At 72.8% G+C, this 1,583-nt stretch carries 3 protein-coding genes; 2 read left to right on the forward strand and 1 reads right to left on the reverse strand.

Annotated features, from left to right (window positions below):
- Window positions 1–84: 84 nt before the first annotated feature.
- Window positions 85–375, reverse strand: coding sequence for a WhiB family transcriptional regulator (locus N864_RS22120; protein ID WP_034722626.1), 291 nt, complete (start codon window positions 373–375; stop codon window positions 85–87).
- A 320-nt stretch (window positions 376–695) separates the two neighbouring features.
- On the opposite strand from N864_RS22120, the gene N864_RS22125 reads away from it, so the two are divergent.
- Together N864_RS22125 and N864_RS22130 are read left to right on the forward strand one after the other, a co-directional pair.
- Window positions 696–1,274, forward strand: a complete 579-nt coding sequence (locus N864_RS22125) for a sigma-70 family RNA polymerase sigma factor (RefSeq protein WP_034722629.1) — start codon at window positions 696–698, stop codon at window positions 1,272–1,274.
- Window positions 1,271–1,583 (forward strand): hypothetical protein (locus N864_RS22130; protein ID WP_034722630.1); only part of this gene is annotated, 313 nt, incomplete at its 3' end. The genes N864_RS22125 and N864_RS22130, both read left to right, overlap by 4 nt.

Consider the following 1,583-nt stretch of genomic DNA (forward strand, 5'->3'; position numbering starts at 1 on the left):
GGCCGCTTCCCAACTCGGGAAGCGGCCCTCTTGCTGTCTCGGCGCGTCCTCTGTCGAGGACTGCTGTCTCGGGGTCGACGCCGCTCAGGAGGCCTGGCGGACCGAGCCGTCGAGCAGCAGCTCACGCTCGAGCTCGGACAGTCCGCCCCAGATGCCGTACGGCTCGCGCACGGACAGGGCGTGCTGGAGGCACTGGGTGACCACGGGGCAGGAGCCGCAGATGGCCTTGGCGGCTGCCTCGCGAGCCCGTCGACGCGGGCCACGCTCTCCCTCGGGGTGGAAGAAGGTCTCGGGGCTCACGGTGCGGCATGCGCCCTCGATCTGCCAGTCCCATCGCTCCGCGAGTGGGCCGGGAAGACGACTGATCTCGGCCATTCTCTTGTCTTTCGATCCGTGCAGGGCAGGCCCTGCGGTCCCTGTACCGGCTGGGAGCGGCCGGCCCTTCGACGCTAACCGGCGGGACTACCAAGAAAACAGGACGAAAAGTTCAAGAGATCGTCAAGATTCGGTCCGCTGATGGCATGCTCTGAAGTGCGCGAGTCAGGGGTGGGTCCGCCCGCGGCTGCGGCGCAGTCGGCAGCCATTCCGCGCACCGTCGCCGGTGCAACAGCGGTGGTCGAGAGAGGTCGGGGGACGGGGAGATGGGCCTGGGGTTGAGCGCGCCAGCCGCTGTAACGCGACGGCGCCCCCACGCGATGGAGCAGGTGGACCCTCCGACCTCCCTCGGGGACCTTGCCGTCCGTGCCCGGCACGACGCGCGGGCCACCGAGCGACTGATGGAGGGCGTCAGGGAGCTGGCACTGAAGTACGCGCGCGTGCGCTTCGCCCGGTTCGGGGCCGAGGACCTCGCGCAGGACATCGCCCAGGAGGTGTGCATGGCCGTCCTCTCCGCGCTTCCCACCTACGAGCACCGCGGCCTGCCCTTCGAGGCGTTCGTCTACCGGGTCGCTGCCAACAAGGTGGCCGACGCGCAGCGGCTGGTCCTGCGCTCCGCGACGCCCGTGGCGGCCGTCCCCGACGGTCTCGACGACCGGCCGGGCCCCGAGGCCCAGGCGGTCACCCGCGCGGAGGCCGACCAGGCGCTCGCGCTCATGGAGCAGCTGCCCGAGCAGCAGCGCGAGATCATCACGCTCCGCGTCGTGCTCGGCCTCTCGACGGAGGAGGCAGCCGCTTCCCTCGGGATGACGGCCGGTGCGGTCCGTGTTGCTCAGCACCGTGCGCTCACGAAGCTACGGGCCCTCATGGCGGCCCGGGAGGCGAGCGTCGTCGCATGACCGGTCCGGCAGCCCTGAACGACGTGCTCGCCGACGAGGCGCTCCTCGATCGGTTGGGGGCCCGTGCCGACACCGGCTCCGACCCCGTCGCGGGCGTTCTCGCGAGCCTCGCCGCGCTCTCCGAGGCGCCCATCGGGCCGGCCCGCTCTGCGCGGTCGACCCGGCGCCGTCGGCCCTCCCGCACCCGTCGCAGCGTCGCGGCCGCCGGCCTGCTCGCGGTCGCCTTGTCCGGGGCCGGGGTCGCGGCGGCCATGACGCTGCCCGACCTCGCCGGGCCGACGCCGACGCAGGTCCGGGCGAGCGGGTCCG

The sequence above is a fragment of the Intrasporangium chromatireducens Q5-1 genome, assembly GCF_000576575.1.
In the GTDB taxonomy this organism is placed as follows: Bacteria; Actinomycetota; Actinomycetes; order Actinomycetales; family Dermatophilaceae; genus Intrasporangium_A; species Intrasporangium_A chromatireducens.

Excerpts from the sequence above, each read along its gene's own strand:
- N864_RS22125 (WP_034722629.1), top strand. The coding sequence starts at position 696 with ATGGAGCAGGTGGACCCTCCGACCTCCCTCGGGGACCTTGCCGTCCGT.
- N864_RS22120 (WP_034722626.1), bottom strand. The coding sequence starts at position 375 with ATGGCCGAGATCAGTCGTCTTCCCGGCCCACTCGCGGAGCGATGGGAC.